Annotated in this window: 8 protein-coding genes; 3 read left to right on the forward strand and 5 right to left on the reverse strand. The window is 70.0% G+C overall.

Going from position 1 to position 7640, the window contains the following annotated elements:
- Window positions 1–60 precede the first annotated feature (60 nt).
- The gene (clpS, locus tag ACFWXC_RS13645) at window positions 61–378 is read right to left on the reverse strand and encodes an ATP-dependent Clp protease adapter ClpS (RefSeq protein ID WP_351701234.1); all 318 of its coding nucleotides are present in this window, start codon (window positions 376–378) and stop codon (window positions 61–63) included.
- A 57-nt stretch (window positions 379–435) separates the two neighbouring features.
- Between clpS and ACFWXC_RS13650 the strand changes: the two genes are divergently transcribed.
- Together ACFWXC_RS13650 and ACFWXC_RS13655 are read left to right on the forward strand one after the other, a co-directional pair.
- Window positions 436–1782, forward strand: coding sequence for a nicotinate phosphoribosyltransferase (locus tag ACFWXC_RS13650; protein ID WP_384477867.1), 1347 nt, complete (start codon window positions 436–438; stop codon window positions 1780–1782).
- A gap of 148 nt (window positions 1783–1930) precedes the next feature.
- Window positions 1931–2515 carry an isochorismatase family protein gene (locus ACFWXC_RS13655; RefSeq protein ID WP_384477870.1) on the forward strand — a complete coding sequence of 195 codons (585 nt, stop codon included), beginning with the start codon at window positions 1931–1933 and terminating at the stop codon, window positions 2513–2515.
- 19 nt (window positions 2516–2534) lie between these two features.
- On the opposite strand, the gene ACFWXC_RS13660 is transcribed toward ACFWXC_RS13655, so the two are convergent.
- Together ACFWXC_RS13660 and ACFWXC_RS13665 are read right to left on the reverse strand one after the other, a co-directional pair.
- A complete protein-coding gene (locus ACFWXC_RS13660) occupies window positions 2535–2867 on the reverse strand; it encodes a hypothetical protein (protein WP_384477873.1) in 333 nt (110 codons plus the stop codon).
- Window positions 2868–2988: 121 nt separating this feature from the next.
- Window positions 2989–5337, reverse strand: coding sequence for an immune inhibitor A domain-containing protein (locus ACFWXC_RS13665; protein ID WP_384477876.1), 2349 nt, complete (start codon window positions 5335–5337; stop codon window positions 2989–2991).
- A gap of 422 nt (window positions 5338–5759) precedes the next feature.
- Here ACFWXC_RS13665 and ACFWXC_RS13670 point away from each other — a divergent pair, with 422 nt between their 5' ends.
- Window positions 5760–6053 (forward strand): hypothetical protein, encoded by a 294-nt coding sequence (locus ACFWXC_RS13670; RefSeq protein WP_384477879.1) that lies wholly within the window; start codon window positions 5760–5762, stop codon window positions 6051–6053.
- A 72-nt stretch (window positions 6054–6125) separates the two neighbouring features.
- Here the strand turns inward: ACFWXC_RS13670 and ACFWXC_RS13675 are convergent, their stop codons facing one another.
- A complete protein-coding gene (locus ACFWXC_RS13675; RefSeq protein WP_384477882.1) occupies window positions 6126–6833 on the reverse strand; it encodes an RDD family protein in 708 nt (235 codons plus the stop codon).
- 68 nt (window positions 6834–6901) lie between these two features.
- On the reverse strand, window positions 6902–7640 hold a 739-nt coding region (locus ACFWXC_RS13680; RefSeq protein ID WP_384477885.1), incomplete at its 5' end, for an RDD family protein.

Consider the following 7640-nt stretch of genomic DNA (forward strand, 5'->3'; position numbering starts at 1 on the left):
GTTCGCTGCTTCCGGTGCTGGTCGAGGAGTCTGGCTACGTCCGGTCCGGCCGGCGGGGGGTCATTTCCGGTCCTGCTGGAGGGTGGCCCACAGGCCGTAGCCGTGCATCGCCTGTACGTCGCGCTCCATCTCCTCGCGGCTGCCGCTGGAGACGACCGCCCGGCCCTTGTGATGGACGTCCAGCATGAGCTTGGTGGCCTTGTCCTTGGGATAGCCGAAGTACGTCTGGAAGACGTACGTCACATAGCTCATGAGGTTGACGGGGTCGTTGTGCACGATCGTCACCCAGGGGACGTCGGGCTCGGGTACGGCGAAGACCTCCTCCGCCGACTCGGTGCGTTCGATCTCTACGGGAGCGGGTGACGTCACATGGCCCATGCTGCCACGCGCCCCACAAATCGTCACACTGACGAGATGGGGGTAGCATCTTCAGTCATGAACACAGCGGACCTTGGGCTGCCGGTGGATGTTCCGTCGACGGCGCTCTTCACGGACCAGTACGAGCTGACGATGCTGCAGGCCGCACTCAAGGCCGGTACGGCCGAGCGGCGCAGCGTCTTCGAGGTCTTCACCCGGCGGCTGCCGGAGGGGCGCCGGTACGGCGTCGTGGCGGGCACCGGGCGTGTCCTGGACGCCGTGGAGAACTTCCGGTTCGACCCGGACGTCCTCGGCTTCCTGGCCGAGCGGAAGATCGTCGACGAGCCCACCCTGCGCTGGCTCGCCGGCTACCGCTTCAGCGGGGACATCTGGGGCTACCCCGAGGGCGAGGTCTACTTCCCCGGCTCGCCGATCGTGCGGGTGGAGGGCTCCTTCGCCGAGTGCGTGCTCCTGGAGACCGTGATCCTCTCCATCCTCAACCACGACTCGGCGATCGCGGCCGCCGCCTCCCGGATGGCCTCGGCCGCGGGCGGCCGCCCGCTGATCGAGATGGGTGCCCGCCGTACCCACGAGCTGGCCGCCGTGGCCGCCTCCCGCGCCGCCTACGTGGGCGGTTTCGCGACCACCTCCGACCTGGCGGCCGGCTTCCGCTACGGCATCCCGACGGTGGGCACCTCCGCCCACGCCTTCACCCTGCTCCACGACCACGAGCGCGACGCCTTCCGGGCCCAGGTCGACTCGCTCGGCCGGGGGACCACCCTGCTGGTCGACACCTACGACGTGGCCGAGGCGGTCCGTACGGCCGTCGAGGTGGCCGGACCCGAGCTGGGCGCCGTCCGCATCGACTCCGGCGACCTGCTGCTGGTCGCCCACCGGGTCCGGCAGCAGCTGGACGAGCTGGGCGCCGTCGACACGAGGATCACCGTCACCTCCGACCTCGACGAGTACGCCATCGCCTCGCTGGCGGCGGCGCCCGTGGACGCGTACGGCGTCGGCACCCAGCTGGTGACCGGTTCCGGGCACCCCACCTGCTCCATGGTCTACAAGCTGGTCGCCCGCGCCGAGTCCGCCGACCCGAAGGCGCCGCTGGTGCCGGTCGCCAAGAAGTCGTCCGGGGGCAAGACGTCCATCGGCGGCCGCAAGTGGGCGGCGCGCCGCCTGGACGCCGACGGGGTGGCGGAGGCCGAGGTCATCGGCACCGGGGAGGTACCGGCCGCCCTGGTCGGCCAGCAGCTGCTGGTCGAACTGGTGAAGTCCGGCCAGGTGGTCGCCCGCGAGCCCCTGGATGCGCCCCGCGCACGCCATAGGGCGGCCAAGGCCAATCTGCCCCTCTCCGCGACCCAGCTCTCCCGTGGTGAAGCGGTCATTCCGACGGAGTACGTCCAGGGGCGCTCGGGTAGCTAGAGCGGGTGCCCGCGTACGCGCCCCGCGAAGCCCCCTCCCCTACGCCCCCGTAAGTCTCTACGCTCGGAGGTTCAGGCCGGGCCCGCACCCCATTTTTCTGCGTCTCCCCCCTCGACAGACCCGACCCCGACTGCGAAGGACACCGACCATGCGCCGCGCCTTGATCGTCGTTGATGTGCAGAACGACTTCTGTGAGGGGGGCAGCCTCGCGGTGGCGGGCGGCGCCGACGTGGCCGCCGCGGTCACAGAGCTGATCGGGCAGGCGCCCGCCGGCTACCGCCATGTGGTGGCGACCCGCGACCACCACATCGCGCCGGGCGGCCACTTCGCGGACAACCCCGACTACGTGCACAGCTGGCCGGCGCACTGTGTGGCCGGCACGGAGGGCGTCGGCTTCCATCCGAACTTCGCCCCGGCGGTCGCCTCCGGCGCGGTGGACGCGGTGTTCAGCAAGGGCTCGTACTCGGCGGCCTACAGCGGCTTCGAGGGCACGGACGAGAACGGGGTCCCGCTGGCCGACTGGCTGCGCGCCCGGGAGATCACCGAGGTGGACGTCGTCGGGATCGCCACGGACCACTGTGTGCGGGCCACCGCGCTGGACGCCGCGAAGGAGGGCTTCCGCACGCACGTGCTGCTCGACCTGACCGCCGGGGTCGCCGAGGAGACCACCACCGCGGCGCTCCAGGAGCTGCGCGAGGCAGGCGTGGAGCTGACCGGGAAGCCCGTCGTCTGAGACTCCGAGGGTGGGGGCGTCAGGCCTGCGCGGCGGGCCGGCGCAGCAGGGCCCGGATCGGATGCCACAGCTCCGTCACCGTGACACCGTTGTCAGGGGCCGTTCGCCATATCAGGCCGTCGGGGTGGTGGAGGACGGCGGTGATCTCGTCCGGGGTCGGCGGGGCGGCGTTGCCCCGCAGGTAGATCGCTCGCATGCCCAGGTTGCGGAGCCTGGTCAGGGCGCGGGCGCGGTTCTGGGCGAGGACCAGTACCCGCACCCCGGCGGTGCCCCCGGCAGGGGCGGGGCTGGGCAGGTTCAGTGCCACCACCACGCTGCCGTTCGGCAGCTTGCAGAACCCTCCTGCAGCCATGCGGTCATACCCCCGTACGAGTCGGTGTCAATAAGAAAGCCACAGGACGCACCTAAACACGATCGGCGGCGACCCGCCAGGGGGTCGCCGCCGATACGTCTCTGACCTGCAAAGATGCGTGTTACTTCACCGCAGGGCCGACCTGGAGGGAGATCGTCGAGCCGTCTCGGGCCTCCGTGACAATGTTGATCTTCGTGTTGGTGTCAGTGATCTTGACACCGGCGGCCGGGTTCGAGGCGTCGTAGTAGGTGCTCTTGTGGTCGTTGAAGACCGACACCCCGGACGACTGCTTGATCCTGGTCGCCACGTCCGCCTTGTGGAGCGTGATGCCGTCCGACGCGTAGAGGCTGAACGGCGAGTCGTAGGCCTGGATGCGGTTGCGCATCAGCGTGCCGTCGGACCACTTCAGCGGCGTCGGGTGCGAGTCGACCGGGAGGATCAGACCGGTGCCCGGGTGGACGCTGGTGTTGTCGTCCGCCTCGGAGAGGTCCCACTTCCAGATCAACAGGCCGTTCTGGTACGGGTAGTGCTCCACCCAGTCCGGACGGGTCGTGGAGAAGCCGAAGTTGTACGGGCCGACCTTGAGGGTCTTGTCGTACGACACGTACTGGCGGTTCTCCGCGATGTAGTACTGCGCGTAGTCCTTGGTGAAGGACGCGCCGATACGGGAGAAGCCGGACGCGGTCCAAGCCGGGTCCGCCGACTCGGCGTTGTCGGAGAAGAGGGCCGAGCCGTCGGCCGTCACCGTGATCTCGTCGGCCGCGAAGCCCTTGAGGGCGACCCCGCCGTCGGTCTGGTAGCGGAAGCGCATCTGGACCTTCTGGCCCGCGTAGGCGTCCAGCGGGTACGACAGCTTGGTGTACGCGTCCACCGAACCGGTGAGCGCCGGCTTGTCGCTGCCGTCACGCGGGAGGGCCTCGCCGTTGACCGTGCCGTCCAGGGCGGTCCAGTTGGCGCCGCCGTCGGTGGAGACCTCGGCGTAGAGGTAGTCGTAACCGGACTCGATGTCGTACCAGCCGTCCAGGCCCAGTGCCGCCGAGGACTTGCCGGTCAGGTCGACCTCACGGGTCAGCGTGTTCTTGAGGTTGTCGCCGCTGCCGCTCCACCACTGGGTCGAGCCCTCGGCCGGGTCGACGACGGTGGTCGTGACCTCCTTGTCGGGCAGCGCGACCACCAGGGCCTGCTTGTCCGCGGTGTTGTACTCGGCGACGCCCAGCTTGTGCGAGGACTTCGCGCCGGCCTTGGCCACGTCGTAGTTGAGCCAGCCGAGCTGGAGCTTGTCCCAGGCGTTCATGTCGCCGGGGAGGTCGCCGATGGCTTCCTTGCCGGTGCCCAGCCAGGAGCCGGAGGACATCAGGGTCCAGAAACCGGTGGAGTTCTCGCCGCCGTTGGTGTCGTACTCGTCCGGCAGGCCGAGGTCGTGGCCGTACTCGTGGGCGTAGACGCCGAGGCCGCCGTTCTCCGGCTGCATGGTGTAGTCGCCGACCCAGATGCCGGTGTCGCCGACCTGGGTGCCGCCGAGCTTGTTGCCCGTGGGGCCGGTGGCGCCGGCGTCGGTGCCGAAGGCGTACCAGCGGTGCGCCCAGATGGCGTCGGTGCCCTGGGCGCCGCCGCCCGCGGACTCGTCCTCGCCGGCGTGCACGATCTGGAAGTGGTCGACGTAGCCGTCGGGCTCGTTGAAGTCGCCGTCGCCGTCGTAGTCGTAACGGTCCCACTGGTCGTACTGGGCGAGGTCGGCCTTGATGGCGGCGTCGGACTCGCCGGCCGCCTTCTGGCCGGCGACCCAGGACGTCAGGCCGTCGCGGACCAGGTTCCAGACGCTGGAGCAGGTGGTGGAGCCGCAGGCGTTGTTGCCGTAACGGGCCTCGTTGTAGGGGACCTTGACCCAGTCGGTGACCTCGCCCTCGACCGAGTAGCGGCCCGAGGACTGCTTCTCGTAGTACTTCTTCAGCGACTCGGTGTCCTGGCCGGTGCCGAAGTAGAGGTCCTGGAAGTGGGCCTGGTTGTAGTCCGCCTGCCAGGCCGTGGAGTTGTCCTTGGCGCGGTCCGGCTCGGCTATCTGGTTGTGCAGCGGGCCGACGGTGCCGCCGTAGCGGGGGTCCGTCTGGTCGCCGAACTCCACCAGGATCGTGAAGATCTTGTCGGTCTTCTCCCGGCCGAGTTCGACGTACTTGCTGTCGCCCTTCTTGCTGTCGAGCTGGACGACCTTGGAGCCGTCCCGGTCCTTGACCTGGGCCTTGCCGGATATGACCTGATCGAGGGCCTCCTGCCGCTGGGCTTCCTGGGTCTTGCTCAGGGGGCCGTCGAGGTCGTGCTCGTCCTGCTTGGTCGACGGGTCCTTCCGGTCGACGGTGGCGCCGGCCGACTTCGTCGCGGCCTGGGCGGTCGCGAAGGTGGTGAAGCCCGCGGATGCCGTCGCGAGGGTCACCCCGACGGCAAGCGCTCTCAACGTCCAGGATCTAGTGGTCACTTGAGTTCCTCCCCTGCGCCGCGCGCACGGAAGGGGGGTCCGGATGCATGGAGGGATCCGTGCGCGCACGATCAACGCGTCGATTCAAGTGACGTCATTTGACTACTGGTTTACGAGAAAAGACAGACCTTGACTTGGACAGTTCAACTGCACTATGCGGAGAGGAAGTTCGCTTTACGGACAGCGTGATAGAAGCAGGCCCTGACGGACCTCGCTCAACCGGCGCGCATATGCCTCCGGTTGCCGTATGCCATGCGACCGTGCGCCCCCTGTGCACCGGTACCGTGGGTTAGGTCACGCTTACCGGCGGTTCCGCTCGGGCATGCACGCGAATAGAGTCGAACGGTGGAACGCCCGGAAGCCGGTGGAAAGCAAGGCCGGCTCCCCGTCTCACCCCCACATCTTCCGAGGACACGATTGCCATGCCTCGTCCGACCCCGGCACAGCTCGTCTACGGTTCGTGCACCGTGATCTGCTCGACGCTCGCCATGCTGCTGCTGTCACAGACGAGTTCGGGCATCGGGATCGCGGTCATCGCGCTCGCCGCGCTCGGTCTGGGACTGCTGGTCGCCATGACGGTTCCGCTCCCCGGGCCGCGCACGGTCGCACAGTCCGAGCCCGCCCCGACCGCAATGCCCGAGGTGCGGATCCCCGTGCACCGGGAGACCGTGGCCGCCGCCACGGCCGAGCCCGTCCGGGAGCCGACCGCGCCCTGACGCACGCACACACGAGAAGTCGGCGGGTCCGCGAGACTGACGGACCCGCCGACTGCTTGTGCGCCCCCGGTATCAGTTCCTCGTGCTGACCACGACCGTCTTCGCGGCCTTGTCGTGCAGCCCCTGCTTGTACGGCTTGTCGAAGTAGCTCCAGCCACCGCAGATGATCGTCCACACACAGGCGCAGCAGAAGGCGAACGGCAGCCACAGCACCAGGGCGCGCACCAGCGAGGTCTGGGCGGAGGGCGTGGAACCGTTGTTCAGGTCGGCGACCCGCATGCCGAGCCACTTCTTGCCGAGGGTCTGCCCGGACTTGGCGGTCAGCAGGGTGTCGTACCCGACGAACAGCACGGCGGCGACCAGCGACTGAGCGAAGGACTTGCCGACCTCCATCTTGTCGCCGTCGACCTCGTACTCGCGCACCCCGAAGGCCCAGGTGAGCAGCCAGACCACGATGAGCACCAGGACCATGTCGATGATCCGGGCGAGGGTGCGCCTGCCGCTGTCGGCGAGCGGCGGCATCCCGGCGAGCGGATCGGCGGGATAGCCGCCGGCGCCTCCGCCGTACGGACCGCCGCCTCCGCCGTCGTAGGGGCCGCCACCGCCCGTTCCGTAGGGACCGCCGCCGTAGGAGGGCGGCGGGGGCTGCGCGCCGCCGTACGGGGTGTCGTACGGCGAGCCCGGCCCCTGGCCCGCGCCCGGCTCACCGGACGGGGGCTGCTTCTTGAACGGGTCGTCCTCCGGCGGCTGTCCGGAGCCCGGGGGCGGTTCGGTGCTCATGGCCCGAGTGGACCGCGAAGCCGCCGGGTCCGCACCCTCCGAGCGGCCGTACGGGGTACGACGCACCGTCAGCCGGCGACGAAGGTGTGCGCCGCCTTGTCGTGCCAGCACTGGCGCCAGGGCCGGTCGAACAGGCACCAGGCGACGCCGACGATCCCGATGCCGAGCAGTCCGGGCACGGTGTACACCAGCCAGCGGCGCAGCGCGACGCCGAAGGACGGGGGCTCGTGGCCCTCGATGTCCCGTACCTCCAGGCCGAACAGCTTCTTGCCGAGCGTGCGGCCCCACCTGGCGGTGGGCAGCACCTCGTAGAGGACGCCGACGACGAGCAGGACGGCGAGCACGATCCCGAGGTAGAGGCCGGTCGTGCCGTCGAGCAGCCAGACGGTCTCGGTACGGCCGGAGAGCTTGGCCGCGTCGATCTTGTCCTGTACGTGGTCGGCCGCCTGGGTGCCGAACGGTACGGCGGCCGCGGCGGTCACCGCGCCGACGACCAGGCTGTCGACGAGCCGGGCGGCGAACCGCTTGCCGAGTCCGGCGGGGCGGGCCGACGCCTGCCGCCGGGCGACCGCCTGGAAGGGGTCCTCCACCGGCGGCTTCCAGGGGGCGACCTGCTGGTCACCCGCCAGCTGATGCACCTGCTGCGCCCAGGAGGACTGCCCTCCGCCGGATCCGGCGGCCATCGGGGCGGCGGACTGCGGCCCGCCGGACTGCGGGGGTACGGCGGGGGCGACGGCCTGGGGACCGGCGGGAGCCGCACCCCCGGCGGCGCGGTCGGCGGCGGCCTTGCCGGCGCCGAAGCCGGGG

This window comes from Streptomyces sp. NPDC058683, assembly GCF_042716195.1.
Lineage (GTDB): Bacteria > Actinomycetota > Actinomycetes > Streptomycetales > Streptomycetaceae > Streptomyces.